This window comes from Bradyrhizobium sp. 76, assembly GCF_023073025.1.
Taxonomy (GTDB): domain Bacteria; phylum Pseudomonadota; class Alphaproteobacteria; order Rhizobiales; family Xanthobacteraceae; genus Bradyrhizobium.
The window spans coordinates 452,618-472,788 of sequence record NZ_JADPIS010000035.1 but is presented as its reverse complement, the minus strand read 5'-3'; the positions used below and the strand labels follow the sequence as shown (position 1 = coordinate 472,788).

The following is a 20,171-nucleotide window of genomic DNA, read 5'->3' as shown; positions in this document are numbered from 1 at the left end:
ACGAGCGGTGGCGGCGGCCGAACGCTCTCGACCTTCTTGTCGCCGCGGGAACCGTGCAAGACCTCGGAAACGCGTGCGGGAGTTGATCGAAACGACGCTCCCGGTCGGCTCCACTGGCCTTCGGGGCATCCGTCGCGTATAATTTCCGCACTTCCATGACGGTCATCTCAATGTCCAGCCTCACAGATTGCCGCGCCTTCGCAATTCTCTTCGCCGTGCTTTGCCTCGGCGGAGCATCGGCTCATGCGCAGGTGGCGCCCGTGAGGTATTGGATACCGGGTGGTCCTTTCGGCTGGGGCGGCAATGCCGGCCAGAGTGCCGACACCTACGGCAACTTTCCAAGCTTGAAGGCCGGCGATGCCGACGGAAGCTACAGTTTTCGTCCCGGGTTCTTTGTCGGAAGCGAGCGCGGCAATCTCGGTTTGAACGGTTTCAGCCAGAGCGGGCCCGTCGGCAATTTCAGCGCGCTCTCCTACGATGGCACGCAATTTGGTTACAACACCAAGACCGCGGGCGGCATGCCCGTCACGTTCTTTGCCGGTTTCGACACGCTGAAATACGGCGGCGGCATTGGTAGCTCGCTTGCGCCGCTCACCTCCAGCGCCTCGCCCGGCTATGGCGCATTTGCGGGTGTCGAGTTCAAGCCGACCTCCAACCTCAGCCTGTCGTTCGGCGCCGGCTTCACTCAGCAGCAATCCGGGCGCATGGACAGCGACATCAACTCGTCGATATTGCCCGGCGAGTCACCGGCGCTGGGCGGTCTTCGCCGTTAGCGCGTGAACTTCGCCACCAGTTCGACATGCGGCGTATGCCGGAACTGGTCGATCGGCACCACGGCATCCATCTTGTAGCCGCCGTCGATCAGCAGCCGCGCGTCGCGGGCAAATGTCGCGACGTTGCAGGAGACCGCGACCACCACAGGCACCTTGCTCGCGGCGAGCTTCAAGGCCTGCGCCTGCGCGCCCTGGCGCGGCGGGTCGAACACGACGGCGTCGAAATCGCGCAGCTCCGGCGCCACCAGGGGACGGCGAAACAGATCGCGCGGCTCGGCCTTGATCGGCTTGAGCCCCGGCGTCCGCGCGGCTTTTTCGAGCGCTGCAATGGCGCCGGCGTTATTGTCATGGGCGGTGACGCGGGCCTTCTCGGCGAGGCGCAACGCGAACGGACCGACGCCGCAGAAGAGGTCGAGAACGTTCTTCGCCTTGCCGATGCGCTCGGCCACCAGCGACGCAAGCGTCTCTTCGCCGGCGACGGTTGCCTGCAGGAACGAGCCCGGCGGCAGCGTCACTTCGGCGCGGCCCATCTGCAGGGTCGGCGGCAGGCGTTGCAGCACCAGCTCGCCGTGCCGTGTCAGCCGCGCCAGGCGATGCTGCTCGGCGACGCGCGAGAGCGCCGTCACGAGCGGCGTTGGCAGCGGGCCGGAGCCGCGCACGTCGATGTCGAGACCGTTGGCGGTCGCGGTGACCTGGATGTCCAGCGGTTTCGTCACCGGCATTCTGGACGTCAGCAGCTCGGCGAGCGCCCAGCCGGCATCGAGTGCACCCGCGAGCCCGGGATCGAGGATCGGGCAGCGATCGATCGGGATGACGTCGTGCGAGCTGGCAGCCGAGAAGCCGACCTTGAGGATGTCATGGGTGCCGAACCGCCCGTGCAGCGTGATGCGCCTGCGTCCCGCACCGTGGGCATCGACCAGCGACGCCACCTCGCAGTCGATGCCGGCCTGGGCCAGGGTCTCGACCACGATGCCGCGCTTCCAGGCGTGATACGGTTCAGCCGCCCAGTGCTGGATCGCGCAGCCGCCACAGACGCCGAAATGCGGACAGAACGGCGTGACGCGCTCGGGGCTGGCGACGTCCACCGCCAGCAGCTTGCGGCGGTCGGGATGATTGCCGACGACATGATCGACTTCGACGACCTCACCGCCGAGCGTGTAAGGCACATAGATGGCTTCCCCAGCGTCGAGCGAGACGCCGTCGCCGCGATGGCCGACGTGATCGATCGTCACGCGCTCAACCACGGCGCGCGCCCAGGAAGAATTCGATGTTGCCGTCGCCGCCGGTGATCGCCGACGGGAACACCTCGATATCGGTGCAGCCGAGCGAGGCCGCAAAGGCGGCGATGTCGTCGCAGATCTCACGGTGCACGGCGGCGTCGCGGACGATGCCCTTCTTGTTGTGCTTCCGGTCCGCCTCGAACTGCGGCTTGATCAGCGCCAGCAGGCTCATCGGCGCGGCCGCCAGCGACAGCGCCACGGGCAGCACCGTCTTGAGCGAGATGAAGCTGACGTCGATCACGACGACATCGGGCCGCGCCGGCAAACGCTTGCCGTCATAGGCGCGGATGTCGGTCTCTTCCATCGACACGATCTTGGAGTGACCGCGCAGCGAGGGATGCAGCTGACTGGTGCCGACATCGACGGCAAAGACGAGACTTGCGCCATTCGCCAGCAGCACCTCGGTGAATCCGCCGGTGGACGCGCCGACGTCGAGGCAGACATGGTCCTCGATCTCGATCGGGTAGCGCTCCAGCGCGCCGGCGAGCTTGACGCCGCCGCGAGAGACGTAAGGATGTACGGGCTCGGCCTGGATCACGGCGTCCTCGGCGATCGTCTCCGACGGCTTTGCGACCTGCTTGTCGTCGGCCGTGACGAGCCCGGCCTCGATCGCCGCGCGCGCCCGCGCCCGGCTCTCGAACAGGCCGCGCTCAACCAGCAGAACATCCGCGCGCTTGCGGGCAGGGGACATCATCTCTCCGAAGACGCCTGAGGCGCTTATGTAGCGATCAATCGCGCGGCCGCCATCCGGACGCAAGCCTCGAACGCGGCCAAATCGTGCCAGACGTCGATCGGCATCTGCGCCGGCGTCACCAGCGGGCAGCCATGCAGCTCCAGCGCATGGATCATCATGAGATTGTCGACGAGGCCAAAATCCTCGACCGTCAGCCCCTGCGCGTCGACTAGTCGCCCGTCCTCGGACGTCACGACCATGAAGCGACTGAGGCGGTCGGCATAGGCGGCGCCGTCATTGGAATAGGCGAGGCAGAACTTGCGGCGGCCGGCCATGTAGCCGAGCTCGTAGACGGTGCCGGGATCGGCGCCCGCGCCGCGGAACGGCGTGAGGTTGGCGATGATCGCATCGGCCGAGTCCATCATCGCCTCGTTGCCGCAAAAGATCTGCCGCGAGGCGTCGGGAGCGGCGAGGTCGATCTCGTTGTCGAGGGGATAGAGGCCGGTGAGGCCGTGCGCAGCACAGATCGCGGCCTTCTGCCGGCCGATCGCGACCGCATCTGGCAGGAACACGTCGGGGCCTGCCAGATAGATTTTCATCGAGCTGCTTCGCGGAAGGTCGAAGCTCGCTGTCAGGCGAGCTTGACCGTCTCGGCCTTGACGTCCTTGCCGAGCGCCTCGAACACCTTGGAGACGATGCCCTTGGCGTCGAGACCGGCACGACCGTACATCGCCGCCGGGGTGTCGTGGTCCTGGAACACGTCGGGCAGCACCATGGTGCGGAACCGCACCAGGCCGCTGTCGAGCGCGCCCTGATCGCTCAGGTACTGCGCGACATGCGAGCCGAAACCGCCGACCGAGCCTTCCTCGATGGTGATGAGGATCTCGTGGTCGCGCGCGAGCTTGAGCACTAGCTCGGTGTCCAGCGGCTTCATGAAGCGCGCATCCGCGATCGTGGTCGAAAGGCCGTGGGCTGCGAGCTCGTCGGCGGCCTTCTCGCATTCGGCAAGGCGCGTGCCGAAGGAGAGCAGGGCAATCTTGCTGCCCTGGCGGACGATGCGGCCCTTGCCGATCTCGAGCGGAATGCCGACTTCGGGCATCTCGATGCCGCGGCCTTCGCCGCGCGGATAGCGCAGCGAGCTCGGACGATCGTTGATCGCGACCTGCGTTGCAACCATGTGCACCAGCTCGGCTTCGTCGGCCGCGGCCATGATCACCATGTTCGGCAGACAGCCGAGATAGGCGTTGTCGAACGAGCCGGCATGGGTGGCGCCGTCGGCGCCGACGAGGCCGGCGCGGTCGATGGCGAAGCGCACGGGCAGGCTCTGGATCGCGACGTCATGCACGATCTGGTCGTAGCCGCGCTGCAGGAAGGTCGAGTAGATCGCGCAGAAGGGCTTGTAGCCTTCGGTGGCGAGGCCGGCGGCGAACGTCACTGCGTGCTGCTCGGCAATGCCGACGTCGAAGGTGCGGTCCGGGAACGCCTTGTTGAAGATGTCGACGCCGGTGCCGGAGGGCATCGCCGCGGTGATGGCGACGATCTTGTCGTCCTTCTCCGCTTCCTTGACGAGGCTCTGGCCGAACACGTTCTGATAGGCCGGTGCATTCGGCTTGGACTTGGCCTGGGTGCCGGTCGCAACGTCGAACTTGACCACGGCGTGGTACTTGTCGGCGGAGGCTTCCGCCGGGCCGTAGCCCTTGCCCTTCTGCGTCACGACGTGAACCAGGATCGGGCCGGTCTCCATGTCGCGCACGTTCTTCAGCACGGGCAGGAGATGGTCGAGGTTATGACCGTCGATCGGGCCGACATAGTAGAAGCCGAGCTCCTCGAACAGCGTGCCGCCGTCCATCATGAAGCCGCGGGAATATTCCTCGACGCGGTTGGCGCGGCTGGCGATGATCTTGGGCAAGCGCTTGTTGATCTGCTTGGCCGCATCGCGCAGCGTGCGGTAGGTCTTGCCCGAGTAGAGCCGCGACAGGTAGGCGCTCATCGCGCCGACCGGCGGCGCGATCGACATGTCGTTGTCGTTGAGGATGACGATCAGGCGCGAGTTCATCGCACCCGCATTGTTCATGGCCTCATAGGCCATGCCCGCCGACATCGCGCCGTCACCGATGACGGCGATAACGTTGTTCTTGCCGCCAGCGAGGTCGCGCGCGACCGCCATGCCGAGGCCGGCGGAGATCGAGGTCGAGGAATGCGCGGCGCCGAACGGATCGTAATCGCTCTCGCTGCGCTTGGTGAAGCCGGACAGGCCGCCGCCGGTGCGCAGCGTGCGGATGCGATCGCGCCGGCCGGTGAGGATCTTGTGCGGATAGGCCTGGTGGCCGACGTCCCAGATCAGCCGGTCGCGCGGGGTGTCGAAGACGTAATGGATCGCAGTGGTGAGCTCGACCACGCCGAGGCCCGCGCCGAAATGACCGCCGGTCACCGAGACGGCATCGATGGTCTCCTGACGCAGCTCGTCGGCGACCTGGCGAACCTGCTCGACCTTGAGCTTGCGCAGGTCGTCGGGCGTCCGGATGGTGTCGAGAAGCGGCGTTTTACTATATGCGTTCACGGCGATTTCCAATTTGTCAGCGCCGGAAGATCGTTCCGGTGCGCGATGGGTTTGCTCAATATCGGCGCAGCGCGAGTCCTTAAACCGTCGGAGCCACCTGCATGGGGCAAAGCCCCGTCTTCAAGCTTAGGTGAGCTTAAGTGCTCTCCGGTTCAGTCTCTGTGATCCCTGTCACTTAGATCGGCTTCGTCCATCCCAGCCAATTCATCAGCAGTTTGAAGCGCTTGTCGTCGGCAATCAGTGCCTACGCAAGGCTTACAAAAAGCCACACTCCGCGCAGCTTTACACCAAAGCTTGGGCCAAAGCCAACCCGCTGGGCCGATTACGGGCATGCACCTGCAACCCCCGGGCCAGAGTGGTTAATCCCGGCGCCAGCTCAAGAGTTCCAAGCTTGCTCGGTTCCTCGGCAGGTTTTTGGGGTGTGAGAAGCTGCTTTAGACGGGATTTTCGGAGACGATGGGCCCGCGTGAGGGAGTTCCATGATCTCCCCGGGCCCGGTTCCCTGGATCAAAGCAGCAGCAGCGGCCCGACACGGGCGTGCGATCATGAAAAATTGCGGGTGGCCGATGCGTGGGATGGGCGGTTTTGAAGGCGGCCCTTACTGGACGTCGAGCGGCGCGGTGCCGGTGGCCTGGGCGCTGGCATCGGTGGTGATCTTGTCGACGCGCGCCTCAGCCTGGCGCAGCAACTCCTCGCAGCGGCGCTTCAGGGCCTCGCCGCGCTCGTAGATCGTCACGGATTCCTCGAGGGGCACCTTGCCGTCCTCGAGCCGCTTCACGATCGTTTCGAGCTCCTCGATGGCGCGTTCGAAGGTCAGCCTGGAGACGTCGATTTGGGTATTTTCGGCCATATAAGTTTCCGATTGCCCGATTCGCTTCACGTCGGAGAAAGCAAAGTTTTGCGGGCGCAATGTGGCGGGTGCGTCAGGCGCCCATCAGGGCGCCGACATGCGCCGTAACAGATTCTTTCAGTCCTTGCAGGTCGTAGCCGCCTTCGAGCACAGAAACAACGCGCCCCCCGGCGGTCTTGTCGGCGAGGTCCATCAGCTTGCGCGTCACCCAGGCATAATCCTCCGCGCGCAAATTCAGCGACGCCAGCGGATCGCGATAATGCGCGTCGAAACCGGCAGAGATGACGAGCAGCTCCGGGCTGAATTTTTCGAGCTGCGGCAGGATCAAATTCTCGAACGCGATGCGGAATTCCGGCCCGCCGTCCTCGGAGGCGAGCGGCGCGTTGACGATGGTGTCGTGGTCGCCGCGCTCGCTCTTGGCACCGGTGCCCGGAAACAGCGGCATCTGGTGCGTCGAGCAGTACATCACGGTCGGGTCCGACCAGAAGATGTCCTGTGTGCCGTTGCCGTGATGCACGTCGAAATCAACGATGGCCGCGCGCTTGATGCCGTATTTGCGCTGCGCGTGGCGCGCGGCGATGGCGACGTTGTCGAAGAAGCAGAAGCCCATCGGCTTGCCGATCTCGGCGTGGTGGCCGGGCGGGCGCACCGCGACGAAGGCATTGCGATGCTCGCCGGCCATCACCGCTTCGGTCGCCGCGACCGCGCCGCCGACGCCGCGCATCACCGCTTCCCACGTGCCCGGCGACATCGAGGTGTCGCCATCGATATAGACCTGTCCGCTGGTCGGCGCGATGTGGCGCAGCTCCGTGACGTAGTGCTCGTTGTGGCAGAGCGTGACGAGGTCGAGATCGCCCTCCGGTGCCTGGTCGCGCACCAGGAACTGGAAGCGCTCATGCGACAGCGCCTCCTCCACCGCACGCAGGCGGTCCGGCCTTTCAGGGTGTCCCGGCGGCGTGACGTGGTCGAGGCAGGCCTTGTGGGAGAGGAGAAGCGTACTCATCAGTCGGCCTCATGGGATGCGGGCTCTCGACGTCGCTTGGCGCATCCGGCGCCAAAACGCAAATGCAAAACCCAATCTATGCGTTCCCCCGGGAATGGCAAAGGGTGGTCCCGGACCGGTCCGTTTGATCCGGATCAATTCACGCGCAGGATGCGGCTCAGCGGCAGCGGCAGCGGCCCGATCGGTCCGTGCGCCCTGAAGAACGCGAACAGCGCGTCGGCGTCGTAGCCGCCATATTGCGGCCCCGTGCCCTGTTTGACGACAGTGAAGCCGTCGCCACCGACTGCGAGGTAATCGTTGAGGGTGACGCGGTAGCCGCTTCCGGCTTCGATCGGTCTGCCGTTGAGTGTCATCTTCTCGTTGATCACGCGCTCGCCGTACGGCTTCGCCGCATCCCAGGCGTAACTGAACCCGTTCGAGACCTGGAGAATCCGCGGCCGCTTCGGATCGAGCCATTGCTGCTCCAGCATGTCCTTGAGCTGGCTGCCCGTGAGCGTCATGGTGACGAGCCGGTTGCGGAACGGCTGGCTGGCGAAAACGTCGCCGAAGGTGATCGCGCCGTTCTCCTTTGGAACGATGTCGGTGCGGATGCCGCCGGGATTGGTGAGTGCGATGACGGCACCGCCGTCCCTGGAGTCCCGGGTCGCGGCGAGCTGCGCGTCCGCAATGACGTCGCCGAGCGCGCTTTCGCCGGCCTCGTTCGGCACGCGTGACAGCGTCTGCGTCACCGATCCAGCCGGGCGATTGGCGATCGGCGCCGAAAGTCTGTCGTAGGCATCGATCAGTGCGGTCTGCTCGGGATCCCTAGGCAGCGAGGCATTGGCGACGAGGACGTTCTCGGCCTTGGCGCTGACGACGTCGCGGGTTACAGGATCGAGCTTGAGATCGATCGCGGTGACCAGCGTACCGTATTTGTCGCCGCTGGTGACGAGCCGCCCGTCAATATCGCAGACATAAGCACGATGGGTGTGGCCACTGACCACGACGTCGACGGCGCGATCGAATTTCTTCACGATGTCGACGATCGGCCCGGTGATGGCAGGGCATTCATTGTAGTCACCGGCCGGCTCGCCGCCCTGGTGGATCAGCACCACGATCGCCTCGACCCCGCGCGCCTTCAGCTGCGGCACCAGCGCGTTCACCGTCTCGGCTTCGTCGCGGAATTCGAGGCCCGTGACGCCCGATGGCGAGACGATGCCCGCGGTCTCCTTCAAGGTGAGCCCGATGAAGGCGATGGGGATGCCCTCGAACTCCCTGATCTCGTAAGGCGGCAGCACGCTCCTGCCGGTCGCGGTCTCGATGGTGGACGCCGCGAGATAGTGGAATTTGGCGCCCGTAAAGGGATGCGGCCCCTGACAGCCGTCGACGGGATGACAACCCCCGTTCTGCATCCGCAACAGCTCGGTCTTGCCCTCGTCGAATTCGTGATTGCCGACCGAACTGATCGCAAGCCCCATCATCGAGAGCGACTCGATCGAAGGCTCGTCGTGGAACATTGCCGACAGGAACGGGCTCGCGCCGATCAGGTCGCCGGCGGCGACGAAGATCGTGTTCTTGTGGCCCTCGCGCAGCTGCTTCATCAGCGTCGCCATGTATTCGGCACCGCCGGCGGCCACCATCACCTTCCTGGACTTGTCCTCGGGATCGCTGATCCGGATGCCACCCGGCGGCGGGCGCAGATTGCCGTGGAAATCGTTGATCGCGAGGATGCGCAGCTCAACGGGTGCGGCGGTTTGGGCGGACGCGGGCAGGGCGGCGAGCGCGAGCGAGAAGACGGTCAGGCGGAAAACATGTCGCATGGAACCAGACTAGTCGTTCCGCACAAAGATTTCACGAAAGTTCTCGCCGTCATTCCGCGGCGATGCGCCGGACGGCAGCCTATTTTTTCTTCTTCCTGTTCGCAAACGCGTTGAATGCGGCGGTGGCTTCTTCCGACTTCAACCGCTCGCCGAACAAATGGGCCTCCTGGTCGATGCGGCGGGTGAGCTCCTCGGATGCGACGCGTAGCAGTTTGCGCGAGGTCGCGACCGCTTCGGCGGGGAGCCTGCAGATATCGCGCGCCACCTTGCGCGCCTCGACCTCGGTATGCCCCGGCGAGACCACGGTGTTGACGAAGCCGGCGGCATGCGCTTCCGCGGCCGTAAAAGTCCGTCCCATCACCAGCATGGCGAAGGCGCGCTGGTAGCCCATCGTGTTCGGCATCAAAAGGCTGGACGCGCCGACCGGCACCAGCCCGAGATGGATGTAGGGCGCGGAGAAGGTCGCCGCGTTCGAGGCCAGCACATAGTCGCAATGGAACAGCATCACGGTGCCCATGCCGATCGACGCGCCGTCCACGGCCGCGATCACTGGCTTGGCGTTGAGTGCGAGCGAATAGAGAAACTTGGCGCCGTCGGACAGCGTCTCCGGGCGCGACGTATCGGCGTGCATGAAATCGTCGATGTCGTCGCCGGCGGTGAACACGCCGGAGCCGCCGGTGATGATCATGCAGCGGATGTCGGGATTGTTCTGCGCGGTGTCGATCGCGCGGCTCATCTCCCGATACATGTCCTGCGTGATCGCGTTCTTCTTGCTCGGGCGACGCAGGGTGATCACGCGCGTTCCGCGCTCTTCGGTGACGATGATGTTGCCATTCGGCATGAAGGGGGCCCTTGCGGTCGCCGCGACACTGACATTGGCTAGACTCGCGAAACGTGAGCCTACATCATCTTGCAGGCGTGCCAATACGCTGGCTCGACCTTTTGGAGACCGAATTCGCGTGAGACGGGCGCATCACGCTCCCCGCCGTGCTGCGCGTTGCAACAATCGGCTACCTTTTTCATTTGAAAAACCCCTGGTTGTGGTGCACGATCGCCTCGCTCCGTTCCATTTGGCCGATTGCCCGATTGATGATTGCCGCCACGCGTATTGACGAATCCTCGCTGCACTATCGCGGCTGGCGCGTCGTACTGGCCTGCTTCCTGATGGCTTTCTTCATGTTCGGCTTCGGCCTGTACGGCCAGGGCGTCTATCTCGCCGAACTGCAGCGCGCCCATGGCTGGCCGGGCACGCTGGTCTCCGCAGCCAGCACCTTTTCCTTTCTCCTGACTGCCGTGCTCGTCATCTTCACCGACGATCTGCTCGCCCGCATCGGGCTGCGGTCGCTGATCCTGTGCGGCCTGTCGGCGCTCGGCGCTTCGACGGTGCTGCTGGCGCTGCTGCAGACGCCCTGGCAGCTCTACCTCGCCTATGCGCTGATGTCGGTCGGGTGGACCGGCATGGGCACGGTGGTGATCGCGACCGTGCTGAACTCCTGGTTCGAACGGCGCCGCGGGCTCGCGCTCAGCCTCGCCTACAACGGCGCGACCTGCGGCGGCATCGTGCTCGTGCCGCTGCTGCTGACGCTGAGCGGCAGCATCGGCTTCCGTTCCGCGATGCTGGCAGCCACGCTGGCGATGATGGTGCTGGTGCTGCCGGTGGTGGTCATCTTCACAGGCTGGCCGACGGAAATGCCGCCGACGCCGGGCGGGGATTCATTCGATGGCGGCACCGCGGTGCCTGCGGTTCACTCGCGCAAGACGCTGCTCGCCAACGCGGCGTTCTGGACCATGGTGCTGCCGATCGCGATCGCGCTGCTGGCGCAGATGGGATTCATCATCCACCAGGTGACGTTCCTCGAACCGCTGATCGGCCGCGCCAGTGCGGGCCTTGCCGTCACCATCATGGCGGCGATGGCGGTGGTCGGGCGCCTGTCGCTCGGCCTGTTCGTGGACCGGCTCGATCCGCGGCTCGCCTGCGCGGCATCGATGACGAGCCAGGCGGCGGCTCTGTTCGTGCTTCTGCAAACCACGAACCCGACCGTGCTGCTCGCGTGCTGCGCCGTCTACGGTTTCTCGATCGGCAACATGATCACGTTCCCGCCTTTGATCATCCAGCGCGAGATCGGCGCCAGCGCCTTCGCCGCCGCGATGGGACTGGGCACCTCGATCAGCGGCATCGTCAGTGCCTTCGGCCCCGGCATCGTCGGTCTTGTGCGCAGCGTAACCGGCGATTACACGAGCGCGTTTGCGATGTGCGTGGTGCTAGATCTGGTGGCGACGGCCGTTGTGCTGTGGCGGCCGGGGAGACGCACGAAGCTCGCGGCTTCGTAGCCCGGATGGAGCGCAGCGCAATCCGGGGCCGTCATCGCTCGTGGCACGAATCCTGGATTGCGCTGCGCTCAATCCAGGCTACGCATCGCAGCTATCCCAGCAGCACCGCATCCGCCGCCGCGACCGACTCCGCGCTCTCCGTCACGGTGCGCTCGAGCGCGCCAGCCTGTACGGCGATGTTCTCGGCGAAGAAGCGCGCCAGCGAGACGTAGCGCGCGGCGTCCGTGATGCCATCGGATTTCGCGGCGAGCGCTTCGGATGCCAGCATGCAGCCGCCGAGCGTGGCGCCGAACTGCTGCAGATACGGCGTCGCGCCGGCCAGCGCCTCGTTCGGCGCGGACGCAACCCGCTCCAGCAGCCATTTGCTGGTGCGGGTCAGCGCCTCCAGTGCCTCGCGCAATTTCACGCCGGTGGTGCCGAAGGCGGGATCGTTGGAGGCTTCGACCTGCTTCACGATGGCCGAGAGCTCGTCGAGCAGCGCCCACACCGATGCGCCGCCGTTGGCCGCGAGCTTTCGCGTGACGAGGTCGATGGCCTGGATGCCGTTGGTGCCCTCGTAGATCGCGGTGATGCGGGCATCGCGATAGTGCTGCGCCGCGCCGGTCTCCTCGATGAAGCCCATGCCGCCATGCACCTGCACGCCGAGATAGGCGACCTCGTTGCCGATGTCGGTGGAATAGCCCTTGGCCATCGGCGTCAGCAGCGCCGCGCGCGCGGCAGCGTCGGCGCGGACCTTCGGATCCCTGGCGCGTGTTGAGACGTCGATCGCGACCGCGGTCGCATAGCAGATGGTGCGCGCCGCCGCGGTCTGCGCCCGCATCCGCATCAGCATGCGCTTGACGTCGGGATGCACGAAGATCGGATCGGAGCCGTCACCCTTGTTGCCGAGGGCGCGGCCCTGCTTGCGCTCTTGTGCGTACGATAATGCCTGCTGATAGGCGCGGTCGGCGACACCGACGCCTTCGAGGCCGACGCCGAGGCGGGCCTGGTTCATCATCGTGAACATGCAGCGCATGCCCTGGTTCTCTTCGCCGACCAGGAAGCCGATCGCGCCGCCATGGTCGCCCATGGTCATGGTGCACGTGGGGGAGGCATGCATGCCGAGCTTGTGCTCGACGCCGCTTGCGAAAATGTCGTTGCGCGCACCGAGCGAGCCGTCTTCGTTCACCATGAATTTGGGAACGAGGAACAGCGATATCCCCTTGGTGCCGGCCGGCGCGTCCGGCAGTCGCGCCAGCACGAAATGCACGATGTTGTCGGTCATGTCGTGCTCGCCATAGGTGATGAAGATCTTCGTCCCCTTGATGCGATAGGTGCCGTCGGCCTGCTTCTCGGCGCGGGTGCGCAGCGCGCCGACATCGGAGCCGGCCTGCGGCTCGGTCAGCTGCATCGTGCCGGTCCATTCGCCGGAGACGAGCTTCTCAAGATAGATTTTCTTCAATGCGTCGCTGCCGTGCGCGTCCAGCGCCTCCATCGCCGACGCCGTCAGCAGCGGGCAGAGGCCGAAGGCGACGTTGGCGGCACTCCAGATCTCGGTGCAGGCGGCGTTGATGGCGAGCGGCAGGCCCTGGCCGCCGAAATCCTCGGGGCCGGAGACCGCGTTCCAGCCGCCCTCGGTCCAGCGCTTGTAGGCATCCGGCCAGCCCGGCGCGGTCGTGACCTTGCCGTCGCTGAGCTCGATGCCGTGCTCGTCGCCGACCTTGTTGAGCGGCGCCAGCACGTCGGTTGCGAACTTGCCGGCTTCCTCCAGCACGGCGCTCACGATATCGCCGTCGAAATCGCCGTAATGGCCGGCCTCCATGGCAGCCTTCAGGCCGGCGCCGTGGTTGAGCGACAGCAGCATGTCAGAGATCGGCGCGCGGTAGGTCATGGCTCACTCCCGGAGAGACAGGTCTTGGCGTCGTATTCCCATGAAACGGCGGAGGTCTCAACTGTCGGGAGGGGTGGCGGAACGCCTGTCGGGAACGGGCTGGCGTAGCGCTCATATGAGGCATGGCGCGGCGCCACCGGCGCCTGTGGTATTTTGCCCCTCCGGGCGGTTGAAATGCCGCGCCGCTCCCTATAGACCGGCACCACTCGAGGGAATCCGCGGACGCTCGTGTCGCCGCCGTTCCCAAAGGGCCTGATGGGGCGTAGCCAAGTGGTAAGGCAGCGGATTTTGATTCCGCCATTCGGAGGTTCGATCCCTCCCGCCCCAGCCAGCGCTTAGCTCGCGGCGCTTACTCGGTCGCTTCCATGTGGTTTTGGTCGACGACCCGCAGCGTCCGCCGCACCATGCCCTCGACAATGACCGCCGACTCGCTTGGACGCAGATGGATCGCCGTGGACCTGAGCAGCCATGGCAACACCGCCTGCTCGAGCCGCTCCTCATAGGCGTGGCGCATCATGTCGAAGGCCATCAAGCCTGGACCCGCCAGGATGACGTGGTGCGGGCGCAGCACCGATATCGTTGCTGCGACGGCCTCGGCGAGTGCGCGGCCCGCCTGCAGGAACAGGTGCTCGAGACGTGGATCGCCGCCCAGTGCGCGCTCGCGCAACAGAGCCATCTGTCCCTCGGATGGCTGCTGCGAGTCCGCCGGCGGCAGATCGAGAAAGGTGCGGGCGTCGCGGTAGAGCGCATAATCAGCAAGATAAGCCTCGATACAGCCGCGCTGGCCGCAGCGGCATTGCGGGCCGTCCGGCGCCAGCTTGACATGGCCGATCTCGCTGCCGGCGCCCCAGCGTGCTTCACCATCGGCAACGACGCCCATCCCGATGCCGTGACCGACCATGATCGTGGCCGAGAGGCCTTCCGCCAATGCCGGTTCGGCGGCCGTGAGGGCGAGCGCGACCGCGACAGCGTCGTTCGCCATCACGACCTCGACCCCGAACGCCTGACGTATCGGCGTCGCCAGATCGACTTCGGTGATCGATAGCGCGGGACTCCACAGCGTCGTGCCGGTGTCGACGTTCACGATGCCTTGCAGCGCGATCCCGATTCCCAACAGCCGATGGCGCGGCGTCTCCGTCGCATCGAGCAGCGCATTGATCTGCGCGATCACGAGATCGCGCAGCGCGCCTGCATCGAGCGCGCGGGTCGACAGTGCAAGTCGCGACTGCGCCACGCCGGAGCCCCGGAAATCCGCGATCAGCGTCTCGATCAGGTTCATGCGCACGGAGATCGCGACGATGCGCCCGAACTCCGGGTTCAGGGTCAGCAGCACGGCCGGCCGGCCGCGGCGACGGCCATTCGGCCCGTCCGCATCCTCTTCCTCGCCGTCCTCGGACCACGGCGTTGCCGCCGTCTCGGTCTCGCACAGCAACTCTTCCGCGATCAGCCGCGACGTCAGGCCGGAAACAGCCGGGAAGCTCAGGCCTGTACTCCGGGCGAGCGCCACGCGTGGCAGCGGCCCCTGGCGTCGCAAGACGTCGACGAGACGGCCGCGGTTGGATTCACGGGCGGTGTTCGACGCGCGTCTGGACGGCTCAATTTGGTCAACCATGCTGCCTCTTTAATTCATCACGTAAATTTAATGGAGAGGATGAGATGCCCGTGTGACCGGAAAAGCACAATCGGATTCGGTTTTCAGCAGCCATATTTACTATTATCGTACCATCTGTACTATTTAGACTTGAAGAAGGGGCAAGTACATCCTGATCCGGCTGGTTTGCCCTGCGGCATTTGTTCGCGACGTAAATAAAAGATGGCGCATAAGCGCTGTGAAACCCCTGAACCGGGGTGACCAAGGGAGGTGTACATGAACGGATCGATCAAGAAACTCATGGTGTCGCTGTTTGCGACCGCAGCTGCGCTGGCGCTTGCCACGGGGGCGGCGCAGGCCCAGCAGAAAAAGGCCATCGCGCTGGTGACCAATGCCGCGGCCGATTTCTGGACCATCGCCGGCCGCGGGCTCGAAAAGGCTCAGAAGGAGCACCCGGAATACGACATCCAGTTGATCGTCACGAACGAAGCAACCGCGGCGGGTCAGCGGCGCGAGCTGGACGACCTGCTGGTGCGCGGCGTCGCCGGTATCTCGATCTCGGTCGACGATGCGCCGCACGCAACCGAAGAGCTCAACAAGGTTGCGGCCAAGACCGTGTTGATCACGACGGACAGCGACGCGCCGCAGAGTAATCGTCTCGCCTATATCGGTACCGACAACGTCGCGGCCGGGCGGCAGGCTGGCGAAGAAATCAAGAAGGCGCTGCCGAACGGCGGAAAGATCGCGCTGTTCGTCGGCACGATGGACGCGGACAATGCCCGCGAGCGGGTGCAGGGCATCAAGGACGCGATCGCCGGCACCAAGGTCGAGCTGGTCGACGTGTTCACCGATCAGGTGGACTTCGCCAAGGCCAAGGCGAACATGGAGAACGTGCTGGTCAAATATCCCGACATCGCGCTGTTGTCCGGGCTTTGGAGCTACGAGACACCGCTGATCTATGACGCGGTCAAGGCGGCGGGCAAGGCCGGCAAGGTGAAGATCGTCGGCTTCGACGAGGACCAGCGCACGCTGCGGGGTGTTTCCGACGGCACGATCGAGTCGACGGTGGTGCAGCAGCCCTACGAGTTCGGCTATCTCTCCGCCACCAACATCATCAAGACGCTGAACGGCGACAAGTCCTGGATCCCGGCGGGCGGCAAGCTGATCGTGCCGACCAAGGTGATCAGCAAGGCCAACGTCGCGGCGTTCACCGCAGACATGAAGAACCTCCTCAAGAAGTGAGTATCAGGCGCCCGGCGGCACGGCCGCCGGGCGTCGTGCGGGAGGAAATGAATGGCGGAAATCCTGTTCGAACTCGCCGGGATCAGCAAATCCTATCCCGGGGTCATGGCCCTCGATGACGTCAGTTTGCACGTGAATCGCGGTGAGGTCGTGGGCCTGATCGGCGAGAACGGCGCCGGCAAGTCGACGCTGATGCGCGTGCTGGGCGGCGTGATCGCGCCGAGCGAGGGCGTGATCCGCATCGGCGGCACCGACCACGCACGTGTGACGGTGACCGAGGCGACGCAGGCCGGCATCGCCTTCGTGCACCAGGAACTGAACCTGTTCGAAAATCTCGACGTCGCAGCCAACGTGTTTATCGGGCGCGAGAAGCTGATGGGCGGGCCGCTGAAGCTGGTGGACAATGCCGAGATGCGTGATCGCGTGACGCCGCTGCTGGAGCGGCTGGGTGCCGATTTCGCGCCGGATACGCTGGTCGAAGACCTCTCCATCGCCGAGCGTCAAATGGTGGAGATCGCCAAGGCGCTCTCGATCGACGCCCGCGTGATCATCATGGACGAGCCGACCTCCAGCCTGACGATTTCGGAGACGGAACGGCTGCTGGAAGTGATTGCCGATCTGAAGGCGCACGGCATTTCGGTGATCTATATCTCTCACCGGCTCGGCGAGATCATGACCTGCGCTGACCGCGTCGTGGTTCTGCGCGACGGACGCACTGTTGGCGAGTTGGCGCGGGACCAGCTGAGCCACGCCGCAATGATCCGGCTGATGATCGGCCGCGACCTGAAAGCGCTGCATACCCCGCCGAAACAGGCGCCGCAGCCGGGCGGCTGCGATATCGTCGGCGTCGTGACATCAGCCTTCCCCGACCGGCAGGTTGATCTTTCCGTGCGGCATGGCGAGATCCTGGGCCTGGCGGGGCTCGTGGGCGCCGGCCGCACTTCTCTTGCCCGCGCAGCGTTTGGCATTGACCCGCTGCTGGGCGGCGAGATCAGGATCGACAACGCACCGGTCGCTGTCGCATCGCCGCGCGACGCGATCAGCCAAGGCATCTATCTGGTGCCGGAGGACCGCAAGAAATCCGGGCTCGTGCTGGAATTGCCGATCCGCGAGAACATGACGCTGGCGAGCCTGTTGGATCATGCGCGGATGTGGCTGGTCAGCGGCGCAGCCGAGCGCAAGGTTGCGAAAGAGCAGGTCAGGCGCCTCTCCATCAAGGCGCCGAGCATCGACATGGAGGTGGTGACGCTCTCCGGCGGCAACCAGCAGAAGGTCGTGCTCGGCAAATGGCTGTCCATGCAGCCGCGCGTGATGTTCTTCGACGAGCCGACCCGCGGCATCGACGTCGGCGCCAAGGGCGAGATCTACGCGTTGATGCGCGAGCTTGCCGACCAAGGCGTCGCGATCGTGATGATTTCCTCGGACATGGAGGAGGTTATCGGCGTCTCCGACCGCGTGGCGGTCATGCATGAAGGCAGCGTCAGCGGCGTGCTCGAGCGGGAGCAGTTCAGCGAATACAACGTATTGCGACTGGCCATGGGCCAGGCGCTCGAAACCCCGGAAGCGGCCGCGCCATGATCAGGAAAGAGCTCGGTCTGGGATTGCTGCTGGTGGTGATCGCCGCCATCACGGGCGCGATCAATCCCGCCTTCCTGTCGCTGGTGAACCTCTTGAACATGGCCAATCTGATCGGCCTGTTCGGTGTGTTCGCGCTTGGCGAGGGGCTCGTGATCATCACCGGCGGCATCGACCTGTCGCTCGGCTCGATGTTTGCGCTGCTTGGCGTCGTGTTCGTCGACCTTCTGACGACCTACGAGGTGCCGTGGCCCCTGGCGCTCGTGGCCGTGCTGCTGGGCGGGCTGGTGCTTGGCGGCATCCAGGGTTTCCTGATCACCCGGCTGAAAATGCAGCCCTTCATCGTGACGCTGTGTGGCTTGCTGATCTATCGCGGCGCCGCCCGCTACTACACGAGCGATTCGACCCGCGGCTTCGGTTACGGCGACGAGGCGGCGACACTGAGCAACATCGCCTCGGGCAATGTGGCGGGAATCCCGAACACCTTCATCCTCCTGATCATCCTTGCACTGATCCTCGGCGTACTGCTGCACCGCTCGGTCTACGGGCGCTGGCTTTATGCCGTCGGCAAGAACGAGGAAGCCGCGCGCTTCTCGGGCATCAACACAAACTTCGTGATCGCAACCGCCTATATCATCAGCGGCGGGCTCGCCGGAGTTTCGACGGTCTTGTTCGTGTTCTACACGAACTCGGTCTCGCCGAGCTCCTTCGGCAATTTCTACGAGCTCTACGCGATCGCGGCCGCCGTCCTGGGCGGGTGCAGCTTGCGCGGCGGCGAGGGGTCTATTCTCGGCATCGTGCTGGGCACGGCGCTGCTGCAGGTGTTGCAGAACCTGGTGAACATCCTGGGCATTCCCAATTCGCTGAATTTCGCGGTGATGGGCACGGTCATTCTGATCGGCGTGTTGGCGGATCAGCAATTGCAGGCGCGACGGCGGCGCAAGCAGGCACTGGCCGGCGTCGCCCGCGCCGCGCCGAAATCGACATTGGCCGATCAAGTCCAGGGCGCGTCACCGCGCGCCGCGGATGCGTTGCCGGCGAGAACGGGTGATCGGGCATGACGGATCCAGGCTCCAGTTGATACAAGGCTGCCTGGTCGGCGGCCGCTGGGGAGGGAGTGCGTTCCAGGCTCGAGGGCTTTGGGCAGGGACGTGAGGCGAAACAAGCAAAGCCTGAGACGGCGGGAGGACGAGTAAAATGTTGCGCAGGTTTATAAACACCGCAGGGGTGTGCGGTGTGGGGATTGCTTTCTCATCGCTGTTTTGCGGTGGAGTATATGCGGCCGATTTTTCGACGAAAGCTGCACCTGTTCCGTATGGTACGGCTGACGATTTCTGGACGCGGCCGTATCTGTTCGGCGATCTCGGCAGGACCAAGCTGAAGGAACAGGGCATCGAGCTGGGCCTGACGCTCGGCAACGAATCCGTCGGCAACGTCTCGGGTGGAAGCAGGAACACCGCAGCCAACGCCGGTCAGTTGTGGTTCGGCGCGAAGCTGGATATGGGAAAACTCGCCGGCATCCCCGGCGGCACCGTCGGTCTCACGCTGGTCGACCGCTTCGGCAAGAACCTGAATACCGAAGCGGACATTCCCGCCTTGCAGCTGACCAACGAAGTGTTCGGCCGCGGCAATATTCTGCGCCTGACGCAGCTCTATTACTCGCAGAAGCTTTTCGATGACCGCCTTGAACTCAAGGGCGGCCGTCTTCCGGTCGGCTCCGACTTCTTCTTCGGTCTCTGCGAGTTCATCAACCTGACCTTCTGCGGCGGCCAGCCCGGCAACATCCAGGGCGGCTACATCTACAATTGGCCGGTGAGCCAGTGGGCCGGTGTCGTGCATTATAAGATCGCGCCGGAATTCACGGTGTCGGTCGGTGTCTACGATGCCAATCCAGGTTACCTGACGACGTCGGACCCGGGCGTCTACTTCCTGCCCGGCATTCCCGCCTCGAATCGCGCCAGTGGCGTGATGGTGCCGGTGGAGTTGGTCTGGGCGCCGAAGGGCCCCTTGACCGGGACCTGGAGACTTGGCGGCTGGTACGACAGCGCCTCCTCCATTGATGGCGGACTTCCGGGTGTCATCAGCACCATCCCGGGCGTCGGTGGTGTCCCCGATCAAAATATCAGCGATCAACGCGGCCGCTTCGGCGTTTACGAGTCGATCCTGCAGCGGTTGACCGTCGAGGGTCCGGGCGCGCAGGGTTGGTATACCTTCCTCAATACCACCGTCGCCGACCACCGGACGTCATACCAGGATTACCAGATCGCCCTGGGCTTCAGGCATACCGGAACGTTCTCCTGGCGTCCCCAGGACGAAGTCGGCTTCGCGGTCGGCACGACCCACGTGAACACGGCTGCCCTCAGTCCCAACGCCGGCGGCAACGAAGTGCCGCTCGAAGTCTGGTACGGATGGCAGGCAACCGGCTGGCTGAACCTCAAGTTCGACGCCCAGTATGTCATCAATCCCGGTGGGCGCGGCTATAACGCGGTGGGCGTGAAGACCGATAACGCCGTGGTTCTTGGCATGCGCACCGAGGTCCACTTCTGACGGGACGCTCACCCGTCTGATGCGAAAGGTGGGGCATGCCCGTCCCACCGGAGCGCACGCAACATGTGGCGGCTCCA

General features: G+C 65.0%; 16 protein-coding genes and 1 tRNA gene. 7 read left to right on the top strand and 10 right to left on the bottom strand.

The annotated features are described in order from the left end of the window. Positions 1-170: 170 nt before the first annotated feature. The gene (locus tag IVB48_RS09965) at positions 171-773 is read left to right on the top strand and encodes a hypothetical protein (protein ID WP_247399743.1); all 603 of its coding nucleotides are present in this window, start codon (positions 171-173) and stop codon (positions 771-773) included. Here IVB48_RS09965 and IVB48_RS09960 read toward each other — a convergent pair. From IVB48_RS09960 to IVB48_RS09925, 8 genes are all read right to left on the bottom strand, one after another. Beyond that, positions 770-2,017 carry a methyltransferase gene (locus IVB48_RS09960; RefSeq protein WP_247399741.1) on the bottom strand — a complete coding sequence of 416 codons (1,248 nt, stop codon included), beginning with the start codon at positions 2,015-2,017 and terminating at the stop codon, positions 770-772. The two genes, IVB48_RS09965 and IVB48_RS09960, sit on opposite strands and share 4 nt — an antisense overlap. Continuing rightward, on the bottom strand, positions 2,010-2,744 hold the full coding sequence (locus IVB48_RS09955; RefSeq protein ID WP_247290961.1) for a TlyA family RNA methyltransferase: 735 nt from the start codon (positions 2,742-2,744) through the stop codon (positions 2,010-2,012). The genes IVB48_RS09960 and IVB48_RS09955 overlap by 8 nt, the downstream gene beginning before the upstream one ends. Positions 2,745-2,770: 26 nt before the next feature. Next, positions 2,771-3,325, bottom strand: a complete 555-nt coding sequence (locus IVB48_RS09950) for a nucleoside 2-deoxyribosyltransferase (protein WP_247399740.1) — start codon at positions 3,323-3,325, stop codon at positions 2,771-2,773. A 32-nt stretch (positions 3,326-3,357) separates the two neighbouring features. Beyond that, positions 3,358-5,286 carry a 1-deoxy-D-xylulose-5-phosphate synthase gene (dxs, locus tag IVB48_RS09945; protein WP_247399739.1) on the bottom strand — a complete coding sequence of 643 codons (1,929 nt, stop codon included), beginning with the start codon at positions 5,284-5,286 and terminating at the stop codon, positions 3,358-3,360. A gap of 598 nt (positions 5,287-5,884) precedes the next feature. After that, positions 5,885-6,136: an exodeoxyribonuclease VII small subunit gene (locus tag IVB48_RS09940; RefSeq protein WP_247399738.1), complete on the bottom strand. Its 252-nt coding sequence runs from the start codon at positions 6,134-6,136 to the stop codon at positions 5,885-5,887. A 73-nt stretch (positions 6,137-6,209) separates the two neighbouring features. Continuing rightward, positions 6,210-7,139, bottom strand: coding sequence for a histone deacetylase family protein (locus tag IVB48_RS09935; RefSeq protein ID WP_018456262.1), 930 nt, complete (start codon positions 7,137-7,139; stop codon positions 6,210-6,212). A gap of 134 nt (positions 7,140-7,273) precedes the next feature. Further along, a complete protein-coding gene (locus IVB48_RS09930; RefSeq protein WP_247399737.1) occupies positions 7,274-8,938 on the bottom strand; it encodes a bifunctional metallophosphatase/5'-nucleotidase in 1,665 nt (554 codons plus the stop codon). A 79-nt stretch (positions 8,939-9,017) separates the two neighbouring features. Beyond that, positions 9,018-9,779, bottom strand: a complete 762-nt coding sequence (locus IVB48_RS09925; protein ID WP_027516571.1) for an enoyl-CoA hydratase-related protein — start codon at positions 9,777-9,779, stop codon at positions 9,018-9,020. Positions 9,780-10,027: 248 nt separating this feature from the next. Here IVB48_RS09925 and IVB48_RS09920 point away from each other — a divergent pair, with 248 nt between their 5' ends. Beyond that, positions 10,028-11,269, top strand: a complete 1,242-nt coding sequence (locus IVB48_RS09920; RefSeq protein WP_247399736.1) for an MFS transporter — start codon at positions 10,028-10,030, stop codon at positions 11,267-11,269. Between the two features lie 91 nt (positions 11,270-11,360). On the opposite strand, the gene IVB48_RS09915 is transcribed toward IVB48_RS09920, so the two are convergent. After that, the gene (locus IVB48_RS09915; protein ID WP_247399735.1) at positions 11,361-13,139 is read right to left on the bottom strand and encodes an acyl-CoA dehydrogenase; all 1,779 of its coding nucleotides are present in this window, start codon (positions 13,137-13,139) and stop codon (positions 11,361-11,363) included. Between the two features lie 256 nt (positions 13,140-13,395). Between IVB48_RS09915 and IVB48_RS09910 the strand changes: the two genes are divergently transcribed. Beyond that, positions 13,396-13,470: transfer RNA gene (locus IVB48_RS09910), tRNA-Gln, on the top strand. 18 nt (positions 13,471-13,488) lie between these two features. On the opposite strand, the gene IVB48_RS09905 is transcribed toward IVB48_RS09910, so the two are convergent. Further along, positions 13,489-14,751 carry an ROK family protein gene (locus IVB48_RS09905; RefSeq protein WP_247399734.1) on the bottom strand — a complete coding sequence of 421 codons (1,263 nt, stop codon included), beginning with the start codon at positions 14,749-14,751 and terminating at the stop codon, positions 13,489-13,491. A gap of 255 nt (positions 14,752-15,006) precedes the next feature. Here IVB48_RS09905 and IVB48_RS09900 point away from each other — a divergent pair, with 255 nt between their 5' ends. From IVB48_RS09900 to IVB48_RS09885, 4 genes are all read left to right on the top strand, one after another. After that, positions 15,007-15,972 carry a sugar-binding protein gene (locus tag IVB48_RS09900; RefSeq protein ID WP_247399733.1) on the top strand — a complete coding sequence of 322 codons (966 nt, stop codon included), beginning with the start codon at positions 15,007-15,009 and terminating at the stop codon, positions 15,970-15,972. A gap of 51 nt (positions 15,973-16,023) precedes the next feature. Continuing rightward, the gene (locus IVB48_RS09895; protein ID WP_247399731.1) at positions 16,024-17,550 is read left to right on the top strand and encodes a sugar ABC transporter ATP-binding protein; all 1,527 of its coding nucleotides are present in this window, start codon (positions 16,024-16,026) and stop codon (positions 17,548-17,550) included. Continuing rightward, positions 17,547-18,608 (top strand): ABC transporter permease, encoded by a 1,062-nt coding sequence (locus IVB48_RS09890; RefSeq protein WP_247399729.1) that lies wholly within the window; start codon positions 17,547-17,549, stop codon positions 18,606-18,608. The genes IVB48_RS09895 and IVB48_RS09890 overlap by 4 nt, the downstream gene beginning before the upstream one ends. Positions 18,609-18,744: 136 nt before the next feature. Beyond that, positions 18,745-20,094 (top strand): carbohydrate porin, encoded by a 1,350-nt coding sequence (locus IVB48_RS09885; RefSeq protein ID WP_247288392.1) that lies wholly within the window; start codon positions 18,745-18,747, stop codon positions 20,092-20,094. Positions 20,095-20,171 lie beyond the last annotated feature (77 nt).